This is a genomic window from Parahaliea aestuarii (assembly GCF_008064635.1).
GTDB lineage: Bacteria > Pseudomonadota > Gammaproteobacteria > Pseudomonadales > Halieaceae > Parahaliea > Parahaliea aestuarii.
The window spans coordinates 29,062-49,919 of the sequence record NZ_VRYZ01000003.1; the positions used below are offsets into that span (position 1 = coordinate 29,062).

The window sequence follows — 20,858 nt, forward strand, 5'->3', positions numbered from 1 at the left end:
TGCGGCGCGCCAGCCCGGGGCGCCGCACTCTGACCGGAACCCAACCGCCCTTGCCCGATTCCGCGAAAGACGAGTTCCTGGCCGCGATGGTGAGCACACACCAGCCGGCCCTGGAAAAGTATCTCGCACGCAAGATGGACAACCCCGACGACGCCGCCGAGGTCGCCCAGGAAGCCTTCCTGCGCCTGCACCGGATGGAGTCCCCCCAGCAGCTCGACAACGCCCGCGCCTTTCTCTACCAGGTCGCCACCAACCTGGCAGTGGATCAGCTGCGCCGGCGCAAGCTGCACTTCCGTTTCCTTAAAATCGAAGGCGGCCAGGGCATAGAGGACGACAGCACCGACCTCAACGCCGGCGGCGCCTCGCCGGAACAGATCCTGGGTGCGCGGGAAAAACTCAGCGCCATCTACAGCGCAGTGGAAGAACTGCCGCTGAAGGTGCGCCAGGCCTTTTTGCTGCACCGCAAGAGCGGTCTGTCCTACAACGATATTTCCCGCGAGATGGGCGTGTCCGTCTCCAGCGTCGAGAAGTACATCCTGCAGGCGCTGCAGCACTGCCGGCGGCGGCTGGCGGCGCACTATGCGGGGGAAGAAAAGCCGCCGGAGAACTGATTTTTTATTGAGGGAACTGGCGGGCCATCCGTCACACTAATACCAACTAACAGGGTGCAACCGAAAAGGGATTGACCACCGCCTCCGCAAGGGCGCTGGAACAGTTGCACAGGAAACCATAACGAAGCCCTATTACAAAGCCAGAGTGCATGGAAAAGTTTGAACAGGATTGCGACGCGGCACTGGGCTGGATTGCCCGCTTCCGCTCAGGCCAAGTCAGTGAAGGCGACCGGCAGGACTTCGCCCTGTGGCTGGCGGACGATGCCGACCACGGCCGCGCCATGGACGCCATGCAGAACCTGTGGGATGACCTCGGCTGCCTGCAGCACCTGCCCGACTTCGACACGCCAGCGGCTCCCCGTCGCCGCTGGTTCGGCGGTGCCCTCGCGGTGGCGGCCACTGCGCTGCTGGCTGTTGTCCTGTTGCCGCAGCTGCAGCCGGAACCCCCGACCCGCCACCAATTCCAGACCGCCCTCGGCGAGCGTCGCACCGTTACCCTGGAAGACGGCTCGCAGATCACCCTGAACACCAACACCCGCGTCAGCGCCGAACTCGGCGAGTCGGTCCGCCGGGTGGTGTTGCAGGACGGCGAAGCGTTTTTTGACGTGGAACCCGATGCCGCGCGCCCCTTCGAAGTGGACGCAGGCCCCACCCACATCACCGTGGTGGGCACCGCCTTCAATGTCCTGCGGCACGACGCGCGCAGCAGTGAGATCACGGTATCCGAAGGCGTGGTGCGGGTGACCGAGGCCAACGCCCCCAGCTCCCGCGCCGCTGCCAGCGAAGTACTGCACGCCAACCAGCGCCTGCAGGCCACCCCCGCGGGCTTCAGCGCCAGCGCCGCCGCCGATATCAGCCCGCAACTGGCCTGGCGGCAGGGGCAACTGATCGCCCGTGAAATGCCGCTGCCGCAGCTGGCCAGCGAGCTGGAGCGCTACCAGAACATGCGCATTATCGTCGCCGACCCCGCCGTCGCGACCCTCACCGTTTCCGGTGTTTTCCAGCTCGACCAGCCGCTGGCCGTACTGGAGGCGCTGGAGCGCAGTCACGGCATTCGCGTATCCCGCTACGGCTCCCACTCCCTGCAGTTGCTACCCGCCGCACAGTAAGTTATAACGTGCGTTTGGGTCGCCAACCGTCCCAGAAAATCCCTGAATTTTCATAGGCTTGCAAAGGCGCATCCACGGGGGCAGCATGCTCGGCCAGCACGGGAGATGGTACCAACCAGCCCGTTTTGCCCTCCTTGGGCTGCTCGCCTGCGCCCGGCTTTCCGCGGCGGAAACGCCCCCTGACGCCGCAGCGGCGCAGGTGCGCTACAGCATTGAAGCGGGCCCCCTGTCCGGCGCCCTGATCCGCTACAGCCAGCAGAGCGGCCAGGCCATCGTTTTCTCCGACCGCCTGACCCGCCATCTCAGTACCTCGCCCCTGATCGGCCGCTACCGCCGCGACGAGGCGCTCGACGCACTGCTGGCAGACTCCGGCCTCGACTGGGCGTTGATCGACGAGCGTATCGTGGCGATCTACGCCAGTGAGTGCGACACCAACGACTGTGACACTCCCAGTGAAACCGTCAGCAACAACCCGGTCTATGTCCCCGGCATCGAAGAGACCTATGTTTACGGCAGCCGCCTGACCGGCTCGCGTATCCGCCGCAACAGCTACACCGGCGCCGCCCCGGTCGATGTTTTCCGGGCCCCGGAAATCGAGCTCAGCGGCGCCCAGTCCCTGGGGGAACTGCTCAAGTTCGTACCGGCGGTGGTGGGCAACTCCACCAGCACTGCCATCGCCAACGGCGGCGACGGCACCGCCAGTGTGACCCTGCGCGGCCTGCCCGCCAGCAATACCCTGATCCTGATCAACGGCCGCCGGGTGGCCAACGACGGCCTGGCCGGGGAGTCGGTGGATCTCAACAGTATTCCGCCGGCGGCGGTGGAGCGCATCGAGATTCTCAAGGACAGCGCCTCCGCCATCTACGGTTCCGACGCCATCGCCGGGGTGGTCAACGTCATCATGAAACAGGACTTCCGCGGCCTGCTGGCGGAAACCTTCTACGGCGAAACCAGCCGCGGCGACCTGCAGACCCGCACCAACACCCTGCAGTACGGCAGCGGACTGCCGCGGGGCTCGGTTTTCCTGAGCGCTTCCCACTATGAGCAGGACCCGATTTTCAGCCGCGACCGGGCTGTGTCACGCAACGCCGACGCCCGCGCACTGGGCGGCGGCGACCAGCGCTCCAGCGCGACCCCGGATGCCCGGGTCACCCTGCCCGACGGGCGCACCCTGATCGCCGACGGCGACGGCTACCGTCCGGCCGGCCCCGATGACCTGTTCAACTTCCAGGCCGACACCACCGCCGTGGTGCCGATGGAGCGCACCAGCCTCTACGGTAACCTGAGCTACGACTTCACCGACCAGGTCACCGGCCTGGTGGAAATGACCTACCTCGAGACCGACGCCAGCGCCGATCTCGCGCCGACACCGGTGTTCACCGCTTTCGAGCAACAGCCCCTGAACCTGGCGGCGGACAACATCTACAACGACTTCGGCGTCGAAGTCAGCGACATCCGCCGCCGGCTGGTGGAATTGCCGCAACGCGAACAGCACAACGCATCGGAGGTGATGCGCTTGAGCACCGTGCTGGAAGGGCTCCACGCCAACTGGAACTGGGATGTGGGCTACAGCTGGAGCCGCTCGGAGGCCAGCGAAACCAACACCAACCTGGTGAACGCCGACCGCCTGCGGCGGGCGCTGGGGCCGGCTTCCGGCTGCCTTGGGCTCGCCATCGACGGCTGTGTACCGGTGGACCTCAGCGGCTCCGCCGGCAGCATCGGTCCAGAACAGGTGGACTATATCCGCGCCAATGGCACGGTCAGTGGCTACAGCAAGCTCAGCACCATCAGCATGAATGTCAGCAACGCTTTGTTGCACCTGCCTGCAGGCCGCGGTGATATCGCCTTCGGCGGCGAATATCGGCAGGAGACCACCAGCAAACGGCCCGATGCCCTGCTGGCCAGCACCGGCACCATCGGCGCCACCAATTTCGAAGCCACCAGCGGCACGCGCAAGATCGCCGAGTTCTACGCCGAAACCGCCCTGCCCCTGTGGCGCAGCCAGAGTGGACACCAGGCGCTCTACTTCGACGGCGCCATCCGCTATTCGACCTACAGTGATTTTGGCGACAGCACCAACCCCAAGCTCGGCCTGCGCCTGCAACTGGGCAAGGACCTGCTGCTGCGGGCCGGCTATGCCACCGGCTTCCGCGCGCCCAGCCTGAACGAACTGTACGAGGGCGCCAGCGAAGAGCAGGCCTTTATCAACGACCCCTGCACCCAGGCACCGCTGGCCGCCAGCCTGCCGGGTTGCAACGGCCAGCAAGCCGATCCCAGTCGCAATCAGTTCCTCACCGTGCGCGGCGGCAACCCGGACCTCAAACCGGAGACCTCCGTCAGCTACAGCGCCGGCATGGTGTGGTCACCATCCGCCGCCGACGGCTTGCGACTGAGCCTCGACCTGTTCCAGATCGACCAGGACGACGTGGTGGCCTCCAGCGCCCAGTTCATTGTCGACCAGAACGCCCGCTTTGGCAGTTTTACCGACAGCGTGCGCCGCGATGACGCCGGCAACCTGGCGCTGGTGACAGCGACCAATATCAATGTCGGCCGGCGCCTGGTGCGAGGTGCCGACCTGGGCCTCAACTATCACCTGCCGCGGCAGCCCTGGGGGCAACTCTCCTTCAGCGGCAGCGCCACCTACCTGCAGGAGTACCTGGCCCAGCTCGACACCACGGCGCCGGAAATCAACCTGGCTGGCACATTCCGCGACGAGGCCTCCGAGGGCCTGGGCGGCATTCCCGACTGGAAGTGGCAGCTGGGCCTGCGCTGGGAGCACCAGCGCTGGCACGCCAGTTCCGACCTCCACCACGTGGCGGGCATGACCGAGATCGTCCCCGGCAGCAACCGCCGTCGCCAGATCGACGCCTGGACAGTGCTCGACCTGCAGCTCAGCTATACCTTTGATCTGCTGGCCGGGCTGCGCTGGTCCCTGGGCGTGGACAACGCCCTGGATGAAGCGGCGCCGCTGGCGGCTTCGGCCTTCAACGACAATATCGACGGGCGCACCCACGAACTGAAGGGGCGCTACTTTTACACCCGCCTCAGCCAGCGGTTCTGACCACACTTACCCTCACCTTCAGGAGATCCCATGCGCCACCTGTTTCCCCTCTGCCTTGCGTTCACTGCCGCCCTCGCCAGCGCCCAACCGAAGGATTTTCCCGGCATTGAGCAACTGATGAGCCCGGAGGATTTCCGCGCCGCGGGCCTCGACAAGCTCAGCCCCGCAGAGCGCGAAGCGCTGAACCGCTGGCTGGTAGGCTACACCGCCGGCGAAGCCCAGGCCCTGCGCGAATCCAGCGAGGAAGTGAAGCAGGCGGAGCAGGACATTCGCATTGAAGCCGAAGTGAAGGGCGACTTCAGCGGCTGGAGCGGCGACACCCTGTTTCCCCTCGACAACGGCCAGCTATGGCGCCAGCGACTGGACGGCCGTTTTCCCTATAGCGGCAGCGACCGGCGGGTGGTGATCGAGAAAAACTTCTTTGGCTTTTTCCGCCTGACCCACGTCGAGAGCGGCAAATCCATTGGCGTAACCCGCGTCAATCAATAGCGATTGATATCTGCCGCTGTTTCAGGGGTTTACAGCAGCTTTTTGAGGCAGCTATTAACGGTAATTTGACGAGTTCCCGGCGTATTTTGTGAAATTGTTACAAAATGCACAGGCGCATTGAGGGAACTCTGACTAGATTCGTTTAATGTGGGTATCCAGTGGCATCGGCCACAGGAAAAAGCATGCTTAACATAAAGTACAGGGGTATTGATATGTTAAAGAAAAACCGTCTCACCATGGCAGTTTCCGCTGCCCTGGGCATGAGCGCAGCGGCAATCCTGCCGTCTGTGGCCAACGCCCAGGACGAACTGATGGTAGAAGAGGTCGTGGTTACGGGCTCCCGTATCCAGAAGGCCAACCTCGTCAGCGCGTCTCCGGTCACCCAGGTCGACGCGGAAGAGTTCAAGTTCCAGGGCGCCACCCGCGTCGAGGACCTGATGAAGAACCTGCCTCAGGTGTACTCCAACCAGAACTCCAGCCAGGCCAACGGCGCCACCGGTACCGCCACCCTGAACCTGCGTAACCTCGGCGACGAGCGCACCCTGGTTCTGGTCAACGGCCGCCGCCTGCCCGCCGGCTCCCCCATCCAGGGCGGTTCTGGCGGTGCTGACATCAACCAGATTCCGGCCGCGCTGATCGAGCGCGTTGAAGTACTGACCGGCGGCGCCTCCGCGACCTACGGTTCCGACGCGGTTGCCGGTGTTGTCAACTTCATCATGATGGACGACTTCGAAGGCGTGAAGTTCGACTATCAGTTCAGCCAGTACCAGCACGACAACGACAACGACCACCTGCAGGACATCGTCGGCGGCGCAGGTTTCCCCTTCCCGGACGGCAGCGCCACTGACGGCGACATCCAGGACTGGTCTCTGGTCATCGGTAGCAACCTGGCCAACGGCCGCGGCAACGTGACCGCCTACGCCGGCTATCGTGAAATTGACGCTGTGTTCCAGAGCCAGCGCGACTACTCCTCCTGTGCACTCAACACCACCGCCAGCGGCTGTCTGGGTTCCGGCACCAGTGCGGAAGGTACCTTCATCACCCCGGCTGGGGTGTTCTTTGTGGACGGCAACCAGTTCATCCCTGGCAACAAGGTGTACAACTACGGCCCGCTGAACTCCTACCAGCGTCCGGACGAGCGTTACACCGGCGGCGCCTTTGGCCGCTTCACCATCAACGAGCATGTTGAGACCTACACCGAACTGAGCTTCATGGACAACCAGACCAACGCTCAGATCGCCCCCTCCGGCGCCTTCGGTCTCGCACTTAACATCTCCCCCGACAACCCCTTCCTGTCGGATCAGCAGCGCGGCATCCTGTTCGGCGATCTCGACACACTGAACGACGACGGCACCGCACCGATCACCGTGCTGCGTCGTAACGTAGAGGGCGGTCCACGTAACCAGGATCTGCGTCACACCACCTTCCGTGGCGTATTCGGCTTCCGCGGTGACATCAATGAGACCTGGCGCTACGACGTCTACGGCCTGTACTCCCAGGTGTCGATGGAAAACACCTACTACAACGACCTCTCCAACACCAAGATTGCCAACGCAGTGGATGCGGTCATTGACCCCGAAACCGGCGACACTACCTGTGCGTCTGTTGTAGACGGCTCCGACCCCAACTGTGTGCCCTGGAACATCTGGCAGACCGGCGGTGTCGATCCCGCGGCCCCGGCCTACATGACCCTGCCCCTGTTCGCCCGCGGCACCACCGAGCAGAAAGTGTTCTCCGGCTACGTGGCCGGTAGCCTCGGCGACTACGGCATCCAGCTGCCCACCGCCGACAGCGGCGTGGAAATCGTTGTGGGTGCTGAATACCGCAAGGAAAGCCTGAGCTTCAACCCGGACGAGGGCTTCCAGCTCGGTCTGGGCGCCGGCCAGGGTGGCGCCACGCCAGCGGTTGACGGCTCCTACGATGTCACGGAATTCTTCACCGAGATGAGCATTCCAGTGATCGAAGGCGCCGCCTTCGCAGAAGAAGTGACCCTGGACCTCGGCTACCGCTACTCCGAGTACGAAATCGAGGACAACTCGATTTCTACCGACACTTACGGTATTCGCGCCGCCTGGGCACTGAACAGCGACCTGAAACTGCGCGGTAGCTATCAGCGCGCCGTGCGGGCTCCGAACATCCGCGAACTGTTCCAGCCCCAGGGCTTCAACCTGTTCGACATGGTGCAGGATCCCTGTACGACCAGCCCCGACGGCAACCCGCCGACCGCCACCCTGGCCCAGTGCCAGCGCTCTGGTGTAACCCCCGAGCAGTACGGCAACTTTGTCGACTCCTTTGCCGGTCAGTACAACTTCCTGCAGGGCGGCAGCACCGAGCTGCAACCGGAAGAGTCTGACACCTACTCTATCGGTATCGTGGTTACCCCGGACGTGCTGGACGGCCTGAACGTCAGCGTCGACTGGTACTCCATCGAGATCGAACAGGGTATCGACAACCTCGGCCCCGAGTTCATCCTCAACCAGTGTCTGGCAGGCAACGACGCCCTCTGCGCCAACGTCAAGCGCGGCCCGCTGGGTGACCTCTGGCTGGGCTCCGATGTCAATACCAGCGGCCACATCGTTGCCACCAACGACAACCTCGCCCGCGAGGAAGTTGAAGGCTTCGACGTTTCAGCCGACCTGACCGTTGCAGTCGGCGACATGGGCTCCCTCAACTTCAGCAACAACATGTCCCTGATCACCAAGTGGGATCAGCAGGAAGTGGACGTTGCTCCGGTTGTCTCCTGTGACGGCGTGTGGGGCGGCGAGTGTGGATATCCGACCCCGGACTTCCGCAACAACCTGCGCACCACCTGGCTGACCCCCTGGGACATGACCTTCAGCCTGATGTGGCGCCACATCGGCGGCACCGACGACCAGCGCGGTAACGTCGACATCGACAGCATCGACTACTTCGACCTGGCTGCGGTGTGGGATGTTGTGGACAGCACTACCCTGCGCCTGGGTGTGAACAACATCCTGGACGAAGAGCCCCCGATTGTTGGCGACGGCGCTGGCCCCTCCAACAACGGTAACGGCGGTACTTTCCCCGGCATGTATGACGCTCTCGGGCGCTATATGTACGTCGGCCTGACCGTGCAGTTCTAAGCGTCCGCGCTAGCACTCCAACCCCGCCCGGTTTCCGGGCGGGGTTTTTATGCGCCTGGAGACGCAACAGCGTTTCTGCCATCCATGAGGAGATCGAAATGAAATCCCGACTTATACCCACACTGGTTCTGTCTGCGGCATTCGGCACATTGCTGGGCTGCGCCAGCACCGAAACCAGCACGCAGAATACCGTGGCCAGCAATAGCGTCGCCGAAGACAGCGCCGCACCCGGCGGACTGCGTTGCAAGTCCGTGATCAAGACCGGCACGCGCCTGAGAAGCAAGGTGTGCAAAACCGAGGCGGAATGGGAGCAGGCAGCCCAGGACAGCCGCACTGCAACGTCAGATATCCAGCGCACCGCCACCCACGGCCCGGGCCCTGCAGGCGGTTGATGCAAGCCCTGCTTCAGCCCCTCTCCTGGTAGGCTGCGATCGCCAGCAACAGCTCCGTCACCCAGTGACGATCGGTCTCGCTGAGTTCCGGCCGCCAGATATCAAACAGCAGCACCACCCGGTCCCGCGCACTGCGGTTGTGGGCCTCGTGCTCAATGCTGTCGTCAAAAATCAGTAGCTCCCCTTCGCGCCACTCCCGGCGCTCGTTACCCACCCTCAAGTAGCCACAGTCCTCGGGCACCATCAGCGGCAGATGGCAGATCAGGCGCGTGTTCAGCATCCCGTGATGGGGCGGAATCACCGCGCCGGGGGCCAAACGGGAAAACAGGGCTGAGGGCGTCTGCCCCTCCACCATCGGCAGCGGCAGGGCCGCCAGTGCGGCGGCCGTGCGCGGGCAGCGATCCAGGTTGTCCTGCACCGGTGCCCCCTCCCGCCACAGGTAGTGGGCGCTCCAGTCCATGCTGCCGACATTGCTGCGGTCGTTGAGCTGCGGCCCCTGGCCAGAGGATTCCAGGTAGGGCGTGAAGTGGCCCTCCTCCTGCATCAGGGCCTGCAATTCCTCGCGAATAAGCGCCGTCTGCGCCTCCAGCCCGGCGGCCCAGGCAAATTCTTCCCGCTCGTAGAAATAGCGCTGGGGCAGGCCCGGGAAGTAGTAACGGGTTGGCTGCTGCAGGTGCATAGGGCTGCGCCCGAGCGCGATGTCCAGGGATTCGGCGAAGCGGGCGCTGTCCTCCGCCCGGAAACCGCGCTGCTCCAGCGTCTGCAACAGAAAAGCCTCGTAGTCCCTGCTCGCGCGCTCCGTCACCGCCTGCGCGCGCTGCAGCCCCTGCATCACGTCCTGCGGCACCTCCCGCAGCCCTGCGGCGACCCGCAGCGCGGCCTCGTAGAAATCCAGCGCCGCCCGCCCCTGCCCCAACCGATCCAGGTGATCGGCCTTGAACAACAGGGCCCGCAGGTTGCGGGGCTCCCGCACCAGGGCGTCATCCACCGCCTGCAACGCCGCCTCGGCCTTGCCCTGGTTGACGCAGGCAAAGGCCAGCGCCAGGCAGGTTGAGGCATCGCCGGCACCGGCCGCCAGTACCTGGCGAAAAGCCTCCTCCGCCGCGGTGGCATTGCCGCCGCGCAAGGCCGCCAGGCCCTGCTGTAGCAACTGCTGTGCAGGTGCGCTCACGCCACCTTCCCGAGCGGCGGCTGCAACAGCGCCTGGCGCAGCGGGTCGAGCAGGTCGCCCAGGGCCTCGGCGCGGCTGATGGCGCCGGAGTGAATCGGCTCGCGCACCTGTACCGCGCTGGCAGTGCGCACTGCGCGTTCAGTGCGATGCGGTTCCAGGCAGGCCGGTTCGCAATCCAGGCCCACCGCCGCCAGCAGGGCGGGAATCTGACTTTCCGGCTCGGCCACCAGCTGCTCGTAGTCCAGGTGGTGTATACGCCCCGGCAGCACTTCGTCCCAGTGCGCCATCAGGCCCTCGTATTCGCGGTAGTAGGCGCCGAGGTCGCCGAGCTCATCGGCGAAGGTGTGTGGCTCCGAGAAGCGGGTGCTGTAGATCGACCAGCAGGTGGCCAGGGCATCGCGCCGGCAGTGAATAAAGCGGGCCCGCGGCAGCAGTACGGCCAGCATGCCGATGCAGAGGTAATTGGATGGCATCTTGTCCACCACCCGCCGCGCCCGCGGCGCGAGCTGGCGCAGACGGGTCTCCAGGTCGCGCGCTACGCGGCGTTTGGCAGCGGCATCGAGGCGGGCGAAGGCGGCCGCGTACACCTGGCCGCTCTGGCGTTCCATCTCGCCGCAGAGATTGCCCAGCAGGCGCAATTCCCCGGCGCCGTGTACCTCGCTGTGACTGGCGAGAATCTGCTCCACCAGGCTGGTGCCGCTGCGCGGCAGGCCGAAGACGAATACGGGTACTTCGCTGTGGTCGCCGATATCGGCGCAGGCGTCGATGAATTCGCGATTGAAGATTTCGCGAATGGCGCCAAAGTAGCGCTGGGTGGCCTCGATACTGAAGCGCCGCTCGCCGCGCTGGATGCGGTGGGCCTCCCGCAGCAACGCCAGACAGCGTTCCCCCTCGCCGCGCTGCTCCGCGGCCCGGGCCATACCCCAGGCGAGGTCGCGGCGTTCCGGACTATTGCTGCGGCTGCGCGCATAGGCCTGGCTCAGCGCCCGGTACTCGGCCGCGAATTCATCCGGCTCGCGATGGTCGCGCAGCTGGGCCAGCGCGCAGTGGGCGCGGGCGAAATCCGGATCGAGTTTGATCGCCTTCTGATAGGCCGCGGCAGCGCCCGGCAACTGGCCGAGGTCGCGCAGTGTATTGCCGAGATCGTACCAGGCCGGGGCATTGCGGCCCTTCAGCGCCACACAGCGCTCCAGCGCCTGTCGGGAAAGGTCGAGGCGGCCGGCCTGAAAATAGAGAAAGCCCAGTGCGTGGTGGGTCGGGGCGTGGTCGGGACGGGTGCGCAGGACAGACAGGAACTGCTGTTCGGCTTCGCGCAACTGGCCGCGGCGGTGCAGGGCTATGCCTCGAGCCAGGGCCTGTTTCAGGGGGTCGCCAGCGGCGGATTTTTTTCGGGACATCGCAGTCTCTTGCCGTCAGTAAAGGCTGCGATTCTAGCAGATGCCACCACGGGCGGCGCCAGCGCTCTAGTGCTGGGCCAGCAGCTCCAGCTTGTGGTTGTAGCGCGCCAGCGCCTCGTCGTCGTTGTCGGCGAGTTCCGCCGCCTGGCGGAAGCGCTTCTCGGCAAGCCAGTGGTCGCCCTGGCGCAGGTGCACCAGCCCCATCAGGCGGTAAATCCGGTGATCCTTGCTGTGCTGGCGCAGGGCCTTGCGCAGCAGGTCCTCGGCCTCGACATAGTCGGCCTCGGCGTAGGCCTCCTCCGCCAGGTAGAAGAGGTAGTAGGGATTGCGACTGCGGAACAGGTCGACCTGCTGGCGATAATAGGAGGCACGATCGCTGTCGCCGCGGGCGGCGTAGAGACGCGCCAGGTTACTGTAGGCCACCGGCTCTTCGTCGATATCAATGGCGGTGAGGTAGGCGGATTCCGCCGCCGCATCCTGACCCAGGCGGCGGTACAGGGTACCGAGGTTGGTATAGAAATAGCCGGTACCGGGACGCAGCTGGATGGCCCGCTGGAAATGCGCGAAGGCGCGGTCGCCCTCACCCCCGGTCATCCAGTGCACCCCCATATTGTTGTGATAGCGGGCCAGCGCCTCGCGATCCGTCAGTTGTCGGCGATGGAACTCGCGGTTGTAATCGTCGAGGTTGAAATCCACCACCTGCTTGTAACTCGGCAGGTCCACCAGCGCGTTGATATGCAGGTTGAACAGCCAGGTTTCTCCCCGCGCGCTCCAGGTGGGTGGCACCGTCACCTCCTGAAAGCGGACATTGACTCCGGCTTCCCGGGCCAGCGCCACGAACAGGTTGGTGAAGGACATGCAGTTGCCTTCGCGAGAGTAAAACGCCTCTTCTGCAGTGAAGGTGCGGAAATTGTTGTAGGTGAGGTTGAGGCCGTCGTCGAGAATGGCGGCGAGAATCAGCTCCACTTTGCGCCGGTCGTTAACCCCCTCGGGTACATGCTGGCGCAAAAAAGCGCGCATATCGTCGTTGACTGCGAGCAGGTCAACCGGCTCCAGCGCCGCCGGCTGCAGGCCGAAACGACTGCCCTGCAGCAGCTCTTCGGGGGAGTAACGAGGGCTGTGAACCATTGAGGACTGGCCGGCGCAGGCGCCGAGGCAGGACAGCAACAGCGCCGTGGTGAACAGGCGCAAGCGCGGAAAATGCGTCATGGCGGGCCTCGCTCTGTGTTATCTATTGGCCTGCCTGAAGTCTAGCACTTTCCCCAGAGGGTCACAGTGCCGGCACCGACTTGTCTATACTATTGCGTTTGCGTTTTGTACCGCCGCAGGCGCTGGCGTTTTGCGACGCCAGGGGTGCCACGCCAACACACCGGGAGAAACCATGGACACCATTTCCGCCTTTGTCACCCTGCTACTGGTCATGGATCCGGTGGGCAACGTGCCCGTCTTCCTGTCGGTGCTCAAGGATGTAGACGCCAAACGCCGGCAGTGGGTGATCTTCCGGGAACTGCTGATCGCCCTGGTGGTGCTGTTCATATTCCTGTTCGCCGGCCCCAGCCTGCTGGCGGTACTCGGGTTGCAGCAGGAGTCGATCAGCATCGCCGGCGCCATTATCCTGTTCCTGATTGCCCTGCGCATGATCTTCCCCTCTCCCTACGGCATGATGGGCGATACCCCCGAGGGCGAACCCTTCATCGTGCCGCTGGCCATTCCGCTGGTGGCCGGACCCTCATCGCTCGCCATCGCCATGCTGATGGTGAACACCGACCCGGACCGCATGCTGGACTGGAGTGTCGCCCTGATCGGCGCCTGGGCGGTGTCGGCGGTGCTGTTGATGGCCTCGCCCCTGCTACTGAAGGCGCTGGGCAATCGCGGCCTGATCGCCATGGAGCGGCTGATGGGGATGATCCTGGTGATTATCGCGGTGCAGATGTTCTTCGACGGCGTGCGCGAGTTTCTGCACATCCCCGCCTGATCAGGCGGGCGCCAGGCCAACGTAGCGATCCACCGCCCGCAGGTAGCGCTGGCGCAGTTCTGCACTTTCATTGGCCAGATGATGGCCGGCTCCGGGCACCTGCTGGATATGGCAGCCCGGAAACAGGCGGCTCATCTGCGGCAGGTTGTACTGCCAGTCTACGGTGGTGTCGCGATCGCCCTGCACAATCAAGGCCGGCCCGACGCCGAGGTCCTGCAGCGGCAGTCTCGCCAGCCAGTCTTTCAGCGCCCCCACCCAGTTCACCGGAATGCGCCTCGGCTGCAGCGGATCTTCCTGCAGGAAGGCGAGAAACTCGGCGTCGGAAGAGTTCACGGCAAAGCGCCGCGGCACACTGTCGACAAAGTGGTGCAGCAGGCTGTGCGCCAGCCTCACCTGCCCCCACTTGGCGGGCCGCAGCAGCGGCGCCAGCAGCACCGTCTCAGTGAAGGGCCAGGCGTGGCGGCGGGAAAAGTTCATTAAGGCCGCGGCACCGGTACTCTGGGCCATGACCCACAGTGGCAGCTCGGGCAGGTCGACTGCGGCCAGCACCGCGGCAATGCTGTCGCCGTAGTGGTCGAAGGTATCGATGGCGGCGGGGCGGCCGCTGGACAGGCCGTGGCCCGGCAGATCAAACACCAGCACATTGCAGTTGCGACTGAGGCCGTAGTCCACCAGCTTGCCGAAGAGGCCCGCGTGGTCGAAATAGCCGTGCAACAGCAGCAGGTTGTGGCTGGCACCGGGATGCAGCCAGCGCTGCGCCGCCAGGCTGAAGTCGCCGCTGGTAACGGTGCCGATGCAGTGGCTGGCGCGCGAACCGGCCAGGGCGTCGAGGTGATAGTAGCGCAGATAGTCCCCGAGCAGGGGCGGCGCCACCGGCTCGGGAAAGGGCGACAGGCTGTAACTCAGCGCCTGAAGTGTAGAGGCGTCCAGCGCCGGTACTCCCTCAGTTGATCTTGGGCTTAAGGGCGCCGGCGGCGTAGGCTTCGAACATGGATTCCAGCGAGCGCACCTTGATCTTGTCGGCGTTGCCGGCGGTGCCAAAGGCTTCGTAACGGGCAATGCAGATGTCTTTCATCGCCTTGATGGTGGGGATCAGGAATTTGCGCGGGTCGAATTCGCTGGGGTTCTGCGCCAGGAAGCGCCGCGCCGCTCCGGTAGACGCCAGGCGCAGGTCGGTGTCGATATTCACCTTGCGCACGCCGTGCTTGATGCCTTCCTGGATCTGCTCGACGGGCACACCGTAGGTTTCGGGCATCTCGCCGCCGAACTCGTTGATGATGGCCAGCCACTCCTGGGGCACCGAGGAGGAGCCGTGCATCACCAGGTGGGTGTCGGGAATACGGGCGTGGATTTCCTTGATGCGGTCTATGGCCAGGATGTCGCCGGTGGGCGGGCGGGTGAACTTGTAGGCACCATGACTGGTGCCACAGGCAATGGCCAGGGCGTCCACCTCGGTGGCCTTGACGAAGTCCGCGGCTTCTTCGGGATCGGTCAGCAGCTGGTCGTGGCTCAGCACACCCTCGGCGCCAATGCCGTCTTCCTCACCGGCCTGCCCGGTTTCCAGCGAACCCAGGCAGCCCAGTTCGCCCTCTACCGACACGCCGCAGGCGTGTGCCATGTCCACCGCGCGACGGGTCACTTCCACGTTGTAGTCGTAGTCCATCGGGGTTTTGCCGTCTTCGCCGAGGGAGCCGTCCATCATCACCGAGGAAAAGCCGAGCTGGATGGAGCGCTGGCACACCGCCGGGGACACCCCGTGATCCTGGTGCATCACCACCGGGATATGGGGAAACTCCTCGATGGCGGCGAGGATCAGGTGGCGCAGGAAGGGCGCCCCCGCGTATTTGCGGGCGCCGGCGCTGGCCTGCATGATCACCGGCGAGTTGGTCTCGTCAGCGGCTTCCATGATGGCGCGCGTCTGTTCCAGGTTGTTGACGTTGAAGGCAGGAACGCCGTAGCCGTATTCCGCGGCGTGGTCGAGCAGTTGCCGCATGCTGATGAGTGCCATTGTCTTACCTCTGTGTGTCTGGGGCGGTGATGGCCTGTGGACAGGCCTTATCGTGGTCGTTGTGTTGCGGGGCCGGCGCAACGCGCCCGCCCCGTGAATCTTTACGCGTCTTTCGCCCGCTGTTCGAGCATGGCCACGGCCGGCAGGGTCTTGCCCTCCACGTATTCGAGGAAGGCGCCGCCGCCGGTGGAGATATAGGAAACCTTATCGGCGATGCCGAATTTGTCAATTGCCGCCAGGGTGTCGCCACCCCCGGCCAGGGAGAAGGCGGGGCTGTCGGCAATCGCGCGGCTCAGCGCCTCGGTGCCACCGGCAAACTGGTCAAACTCGAACACCCCCACCGGGCCGTTCCAGAGGATGGTGCCGGCGGACGCCAGAATATCGGCAATCTCCGCGGCGGCCTCGGGGCCGATGTCAAAGATCATGTCGTCGTCCGCCACCGCGTCGGCGCTTTTCAGTTCGGCAGCGGCCTGTTCGGAAAATTCCCTGCCGGTGACCACATCCGCCGGCAGCGGGATGGCCGTTTTCGCCATCAGCGCCCTGGCGGCGGGTATCAGGTCGTGCTCGCACAGCGACTTGCCCACCGGTTTGCCGGCGGCGGCCAGGAAGGTGTTGGCAATACCGCCGCCCACCACCAGCTGGTCGACCTTGTCGGCCAGGGTTTCCAGCACGGTGAGCTTGGTGGAGACCTTGGAGCCGCCCACGATCGCCACCATGGGCCGGGCGGGGTTTGACAGGGCCTTTTCCAGGGCTTCCAGTTCACCGGCCAGCAGGGGGCCGGCGCAGGCCAGCGGGGCGAACTTTGCCACCCCGTGGGTGGAGGCCTGGGCGCGGTGGGCGGTACCGAAGGCGTCCATTACAAAGACGTCGCACAGGCTGGCGTAGGCACGGGACAGTGCCTCGTCGTCCTTTTTCTCACCGGGGTTGAAGCGCACGTTCTCCAGCAGGGCAACCTCGCCCTGGGCCAGTTCGACACCCTCGCGCCAGTCGTTTACCAGGCTGACCGGCTGGCCCAGCAGGCCCGACAAGTGAGCGGCGACCGGGGCCAGGGAGAAGGCGTTGTCGAACTCGCCCTCGGTGGGCCGCCCCAGGTGCGACATCAGCAGCACTTTGGCGCCGGCGGCCACTGCCGCCTGGATGGTCGGCAGGGCGGCGCGAATGCGCGCATCGCTGGCCACTTTTCCGTCCTTCAGCGGCACGTTGAGATCCTCGCGGATCAGCACCCGCTTGCCGGACAGATCCAGTTCGCTCATCAGTTTGACTTGCAGGCTCATGGTGTTACTCCTGTTGTACCCGGGACAGACCGGCCCAGTGGGCCGCCACATCCAGCATGCGGTTGGCATAGCCCCACTCGTTGTCGAACCAGGTCAGCACCTTGACCAGGCGCGTTCCGCTGACCCGGGTCTGGTTGCCGTCGACGATGCTGGAGCGGGGGTCGTGATTGAAATCGCAGGACGCCAGCGGCTCGGTAGTGTAGCCCAGCACGCTGTTGAAGCGGTGGCTGGAGGCGGCCTTGAGAGCGGCATTGATCTCCGCCATATCGGTATTCCGCTCCACCTGCACGGTCAGGTCCATGGCGGAAACGTTCAGGGTAGGTACCCGCAGAGCCTGGGCGGTAAAGCGCCCGGCCAGCTCCGGCAGGATGCGCTCCACCCCCAGGGCCAGGGCGGTATCCACCGGGATGATGGACTGGGAGGCGGCGCGGGTTTTACGCAGGTCGGTGTGGTGATAGGCATCCAGCACCGGCTGGTCGTTCATCGCCGAGTGAATGGTGGTAATGGTGCCACTCTCGATGCCCACCGCATCGTCCAGGGCCTTGATCACCGGCACGATGCCGTTGGTGGTACAGGACGCCGCCGAGACAATGGTGTGCTGCGCCTGCAGGCTGTCCTGGTTGATGCCGTAGACCACGGTGGCATCGACATCCTGCTGGGCCGGCTGGGAGAACAGCACCCGCCGTGCGCCGCTGGCGAGATGGCGCTCGGCGGTGGCGCGATCGGTAAAGGCGCCGGTGCACTCCAGCACCATGTCCACCCCGAGCTCCCCCCAGGGAATCAGCGCGATGTCCGGCTGACGCAGCAGGGCGATAGCGTCGCCATCCACCACCAGCTCGCGCTCACTGCCGTCGAGGGGCAGGGGAAAACGGCCGTGGGTGCTGTCGTAGCGGGTCAGGTGCTGGACGGTGCGGGCATCGGCGATCTCATTGATTGCCACAATGCGCAGGCGCGAGCGCAGCGGGCTCTCGTAGAGAGCCCGCAACACGCCGCGGCCGATGCGGCCATAGCCGTTGATGGCGAGTCGCAGCACGACTCAATCCTCCAGGATGACCTCTTGCGCGGCGGCCACTACATTGTCGACGGTGATGCCAAAGTGCTTGTAGAGAGCGCCCGCGGGGGCGGATTCGCCAAAGGTGGTCATACCCACCACACGGCCGTCGAGACCGACGAACTTGTACCAGTAGTCCACGTGGCCGGCTTCCACCGCCACCCGGGCCAGCACGTCCGAGGGCAGCACGGCCTCGCGATAGGCCGCATCCTGGGCACAGAACACCTCGGCGCAGGGCATGGAGACCACGCGCGCCTGCTTGCCCGAGCCTGCCAGCTGCCCGGCGGCGTCCACTGCCAGCTGCACTTCGGAACCGGTGGCGATCAGGATCACGTCGGGCTGGCCCTCGCAGTCCACGAGGATGTAGGCACCGCGGGTAATGTCGGCCACCTGGGTCGCGGAGCGCGGCTGGTGAGGCAGACCCTGGCGGGAGAAGATCAGCGCGCTGGGGCCGTCGCTGCGCTCGATGGCGGCCTTCCAGGCCACGGCGGATTCCACCGTGTCGCAGGGGCGCCAGGTGTGCAGGTTGGGGGTCACGCGCAGGGCGGTGAGCTGCTCCACCGGCTGGTGAGTCGGGCCGTCTTCACCCAGCCCGATGGAATCGTGGGTGTAGACAAACAGGGTGCGCTGCTTCATCAGCGCCGCCATGCGCACTGCGTTGCGGGCGTATTCCATGAACATCAGGAAGGTGGCGCCGTAGGGCACGAAGCCGCCGTGCAGGGCGATGCCGTTCATGATGGCGGACATGCCGAACTCGCGCACGCCGTAGTAGAGGTAGTTGCCGCTGGCATCGTCGGCACTGACGCCTTTCGAGCCACTCCAGATGGTCAGGTTGGAACCGGCAAGGTCGGCGGAACCGCCCAGCAGTTCCGGCAGCAACGGGCCGTAGGCGTTGAGACAGTTCTGGGAAGCCTTGCGGGAGGCCACCACCTCGCCCTTTTCCTGGCACTCGGCGATATAGGCCGCGGCTTTCTCGGCAAAGTCCGCGGGCAGTTCACCACTCAGGCGGCGGCGCAGCTCGGCGGCCAGCTCCGGGTGGGCTTCGGCGTAGGCAGCCATGGACTGTTCCCAGGCCTGCTCGCGCTCGGCACCTTTGGCTTTGGCATCCCAGCCCGCGTAGACACTTTCCGGGACTTCGAAGGGGGCGTGTTCCCAGCCGATAGCGGCACGGGTCGCGGCGATCTCCTCGTCACCCAGGGGCGCGCCGTGACAGGACTCGCTGCCCTCCTTGTTGGGCGCACCCTTGCCGATCACAGTGCGGCAGCAGATCAGGGTGGGCTTGCCGCCCTCGCCGCGCGCCGCCTCGATGGCGGCTTTGACCGCCTCCGGGTCGTGGCCGTCGACGGCGGGAATGACCTGCCAGCCATAGCTCTCGAAGCGCTTCGGGGTGTCGTCGGTAAACCAGCCCTCGACCTCGCCGTCGATGGAGATGCCGTTGTCGTCGTAGAAGGCGATCAGTTTGCCCAGGCCCAGGGTGCCCGCCAGGGAACAGGCCTCGTGGGAGATGCCCTCCATCAGGCAGCCATCGCCCAGGAAAACGTAGGTGTAGTGGTCGACCACGTCGTGGCCGGGGCGGTTGAACTGGGCCGCCAGCACTTTTTCCGCCAGCGCCATGCCGACGCCGTTGCTGATGCCCTGGCCGAGGGGGCCGGTGGTGGTTTCAACGCCGGGCGCATAGCCGTACTCCGGGTGGCCGGGGGTGGCGCTGTGCAGCTGGCGGAAGTTCTTGAGCTGCTCCATCGGCAGAGCGTAGCCGGACAGGTGCAGCAGGGAGTAAACCAGCATGGAGCCGTGGCCGTTGGACAGCACGAAGCGGTCGCGGTTGGGCCACTGGGGATTGCCCGGGTTGTGCTGCAGATAATCGTTCCACAGCACCTCGGCGATGTCCGCCATGCCCATCGGGGCGCCGGGATGGCCACTGTTGGCGCGCTGGACAGCATCCATACTCAGGGCGCGAATGGCATTGGCAAGCTCAATACGAGAGGGCATTCAATTCTCCAGAAGAATAGTGGGGCTGGGGCCGGCTGAAAACGGGGCGGTATTTTCGCGTAAGCCGCCGGCAACGGCAAACAAATGGGCAATATTTGGGCAAATTTCATATCGGGGTCAGAGCCCTTTTTCTGCGCCTTGCAGAAAAAGGGCTCTGACCCCAAACCTATATCAAAATATTTTGATATAGGTGGCCGGCCCTGCTAGACTCCCGCGCCATGCTAGCTCTGGAAACCAACGAAACCGCCGCCACCGGGAACGAGATCGATGCCCTGGCCGCCCTGTGCAAGGCCAGCGCCGACCCCCTGCGCCTGCAGGTGCTGCGGGTGCTCGCCCGGGACTCCTTCGGCGTGTCCGAGCTGTGCAGCCTGTTCGAGTTGCGCCAGCCGGCCCTGTCCCACCACCTCAAGGTGCTGGCCAGCGCCGGCCTGGTGGCCACCCGGCGCGAGGGCAATTCCATCTTCTACCGCCGCAGCGAACTCGGCCAGCGCCCGGCGCTGGAGGCCCTGCAACAGCAGATCTTCCAGAGCCTCGACGAGATTGAGCTGCCGCAGGCCCTGCGCGACAACCTGGCCGAGCTACAGCGCCAGCGAGTGGAAAACTCGCGCACCTTCTTTCACCACAATGCCCACAAATTCCGCGAACAGCAGGACCTGATCGCCAGCTACGAGCAGTACGCCGCTACCGTAGCCCAGGTACTGCGGGACGCCCCGCTGGCCCGCTTCGGCACCGCACTCGAAGTCGGCCCCGGCGATGGCGCCTTTCTCCGCGAACTGGCGCCGCGCTTCGAGCGCGTCATCGCCCTCGACAACGCCGCCGCCATGCTCGACAAGGCCCGCGCCACCGTCGATGGCGCGGGGCTGGCGAACATCCACTTTATTCACGGCGACACCGGCAGCGGCGAGCTCGACGGACTGCAGGCGGACTGCATCGTCATCAACATGGTGCTGCACCACACCCCGGAACCGCAGCAGATTATGCGCGACGCCGCCCGCTGCCTGGCCCCCGGCGGCGTACTCCTGCTCACCGACCTGTGCCGCCACGACCAGGCCTGGGCGCGGGAGAACTGCGGCGACCTGTGGCTCGGCTTCGAGCCCACCGATTTAACGAACTGGGCCCGCGATGCGGGCCTCGACGACATTGCCAGCGTGTTCCTGGCGCAACGCAACGGATTCCAGATACAGGTGCGCCTGTTCGGCCACCCCTGATTCAACCTAAGGACTGACC

The 20,858-nt window shown here is 65.1% G+C and carries 16 protein-coding genes; 8 read left to right on the plus strand and 8 right to left on the minus strand.

Annotation, left to right across the window (positions count from 1 at the left end; genetic code table 11):
- Nucleotides 1-50 precede the first annotated feature (50 nt).
- The 6 genes from FVW59_RS07325 to FVW59_RS07350 all read left to right on the plus strand — a co-directional run bounded on the left by FVW59_RS07325 (nt 51) and on the right by FVW59_RS07350 (nt 8,766).
- Nucleotides 51-611 (plus strand): RNA polymerase sigma factor, encoded by a 561-nt coding sequence (locus tag FVW59_RS07325; RefSeq protein WP_246139666.1) that lies wholly within the window; start codon nt 51-53, stop codon nt 609-611.
- A 149-nt stretch (nt 612-760) separates the two neighbouring features.
- A complete protein-coding gene (locus FVW59_RS07330) occupies nt 761-1,720 on the plus strand; it encodes a FecR family protein (RefSeq protein ID WP_148063608.1) in 960 nt (319 codons plus the stop codon).
- 199 nt (nt 1,721-1,919) lie between these two features.
- Nucleotides 1,920-4,781: a TonB-dependent receptor gene (locus FVW59_RS07335; protein ID WP_187275809.1), complete on the plus strand. Its 2,862-nt coding sequence runs from the start codon at nt 1,920-1,922 to the stop codon at nt 4,779-4,781.
- A gap of 30 nt (nt 4,782-4,811) precedes the next feature.
- A complete protein-coding gene (locus FVW59_RS07340; protein ID WP_148063610.1) occupies nt 4,812-5,270 on the plus strand; it encodes a hypothetical protein in 459 nt (152 codons plus the stop codon).
- Between the two features lie 212 nt (nt 5,271-5,482).
- Nucleotides 5,483-8,374: a TonB-dependent receptor domain-containing protein gene (locus FVW59_RS07345; RefSeq protein WP_148063611.1), complete on the plus strand. Its 2,892-nt coding sequence runs from the start codon at nt 5,483-5,485 to the stop codon at nt 8,372-8,374.
- Between the two features lie 98 nt (nt 8,375-8,472).
- A complete protein-coding gene (locus tag FVW59_RS07350) occupies nt 8,473-8,766 on the plus strand; it encodes a hypothetical protein (RefSeq protein ID WP_148063612.1) in 294 nt (97 codons plus the stop codon).
- A gap of 13 nt (nt 8,767-8,779) precedes the next feature.
- Here the strand turns inward: FVW59_RS07350 and FVW59_RS07355 are convergent, their stop codons facing one another.
- From FVW59_RS07355 to FVW59_RS07365, 3 genes are all read right to left on the minus strand, one after another.
- The gene (locus tag FVW59_RS07355; RefSeq protein WP_148063613.1) at nt 8,780-9,937 is read right to left on the minus strand and encodes an aspartyl/asparaginyl beta-hydroxylase domain-containing protein; all 1,158 of its coding nucleotides are present in this window, start codon (nt 9,935-9,937) and stop codon (nt 8,780-8,782) included.
- Complete coding sequence (locus tag FVW59_RS07360) at nt 9,934-11,334, minus strand: tetratricopeptide repeat-containing sulfotransferase family protein (RefSeq protein ID WP_148063614.1); 1,401 nt, start codon at nt 11,332-11,334, stop codon at nt 9,934-9,936. Before FVW59_RS07360 ends, FVW59_RS07355 begins: the two co-directional genes overlap by 4 nt.
- Nucleotides 11,335-11,400: 66 nt before the next feature.
- Nucleotides 11,401-12,543 (minus strand): transglutaminase domain-containing protein, encoded by a 1,143-nt coding sequence (locus FVW59_RS07365; protein WP_148063615.1) that lies wholly within the window; start codon nt 12,541-12,543, stop codon nt 11,401-11,403.
- 172 nt (nt 12,544-12,715) lie between these two features.
- Between FVW59_RS07365 and FVW59_RS07370 the strand changes: the two genes are divergently transcribed.
- Nucleotides 12,716-13,309 (plus strand): YhgN family NAAT transporter, encoded by a 594-nt coding sequence (locus tag FVW59_RS07370; RefSeq protein WP_148063616.1) that lies wholly within the window; start codon nt 12,716-12,718, stop codon nt 13,307-13,309.
- On the opposite strand, the gene FVW59_RS07375 is transcribed toward FVW59_RS07370, so the two are convergent.
- The 5 genes from FVW59_RS07375 to tkt form a co-directional block, all read right to left on the minus strand.
- Nucleotides 13,310-14,182, minus strand: a complete 873-nt coding sequence (locus FVW59_RS07375; protein WP_187275810.1) for an alpha/beta hydrolase — start codon at nt 14,180-14,182, stop codon at nt 13,310-13,312. It lies immediately after the preceding gene.
- Between the two features lie 70 nt (nt 14,183-14,252).
- Nucleotides 14,253-15,317 carry a class II fructose-bisphosphate aldolase gene (gene fba / locus FVW59_RS07380; RefSeq protein ID WP_148063618.1) on the minus strand — a complete coding sequence of 355 codons (1,065 nt, stop codon included), beginning with the start codon at nt 15,315-15,317 and terminating at the stop codon, nt 14,253-14,255.
- Between the two features lie 101 nt (nt 15,318-15,418).
- On the minus strand, nt 15,419-16,585 hold the full coding sequence (locus FVW59_RS07385) for a phosphoglycerate kinase (RefSeq protein ID WP_148064027.1): 1,167 nt from the start codon (nt 16,583-16,585) through the stop codon (nt 15,419-15,421).
- 10 nt (nt 16,586-16,595) lie between these two features.
- Complete coding sequence (gene gap / locus FVW59_RS07390) at nt 16,596-17,624, minus strand: type I glyceraldehyde-3-phosphate dehydrogenase (protein ID WP_148063619.1); 1,029 nt, start codon at nt 17,622-17,624, stop codon at nt 16,596-16,598.
- A 3-nt stretch (nt 17,625-17,627) separates the two neighbouring features.
- Nucleotides 17,628-19,631: a transketolase gene (gene tkt / locus FVW59_RS07395; protein WP_148063620.1), complete on the minus strand. Its 2,004-nt coding sequence runs from the start codon at nt 19,629-19,631 to the stop codon at nt 17,628-17,630.
- 218 nt (nt 19,632-19,849) lie between these two features.
- On the opposite strand from tkt, the gene FVW59_RS07400 reads away from it, so the two are divergent.
- Entirely contained in the window at nt 19,850-20,839 is a 990-nt protein-coding gene (locus FVW59_RS07400) for an ArsR/SmtB family transcription factor (RefSeq protein WP_148063621.1), read from the plus strand.
- Nucleotides 20,840-20,858: the final 19 nt, after the last annotated feature.